Source organism: Nocardioides sp. CPCC 206348, assembly GCF_048654705.1.
GTDB lineage: Bacteria > Actinomycetota > Actinomycetes > Propionibacteriales > Nocardioidaceae > Nocardioides.
Window position 1 is genome coordinate 1 of the sequence record NZ_JBMCZA010000238.1, and the last position, 582, is coordinate 582.

The 582-nt window shown below is 68.6% G+C and carries 1 protein-coding gene; it reads right to left on the bottom strand.

Annotated features, from left to right (window positions below):
* Window positions 1–582, bottom strand: a 582-nt coding sequence (locus ACOADB_RS27240; protein ID WP_378606483.1) for a PDZ domain-containing protein, incomplete at both ends; no start/stop codon positions are given.

The following is a 582-nucleotide window of genomic DNA, read 5'->3' on the forward strand; positions in this document are numbered from 1 at the left end:
ACCTCACCCGCGAGGCGGCCGCCGCCGACGATGCTGACCGGCCCGAGGGGATCACGTTCCTCGATCCCCACGATCGCCTTCGCGACGCCCCAGACCTTCTCGGGCAAGGTGGCCAGCGACGTGGCCACGTCGACCGTCATGTGGCCCATCTGGCCGATCGTGTAGAACACACCGCCCGTGCGCGCGTGGCGCTCGGGGCTGACACCCAGGAAGCCCACTTCCTTCGCCTCGGTGTCGCCGGACTCCAGGAAGCGGGGCGTCACCGTGGTGTTGGTGATGATCGTCTGCTCGACGCCGTCGCGTTCGATGACGATGGTCGCCTTGTCTCCCTTGTTGGCCCGGACGAGGTCCTGCATCTGGTTCCAGCTGCCCACCTGGGTGCCGTTGAAGGAGACGATGCGGTCGCCCTTCCGGATCCCGGCGGCGTAGGCCGGGGTCGGGGACTCCGCGACCTCCTCAGCGGTGCAGGCCCGGCCGTCCTCGGAGGGCGGGACCACGCACGCGTGCACCTCGTCGATCGTCGTCTCGGTCACCTTGTCACTGACGTTGCCGTAGGTGGCGAAGACGCCGGCGAAGATGAAG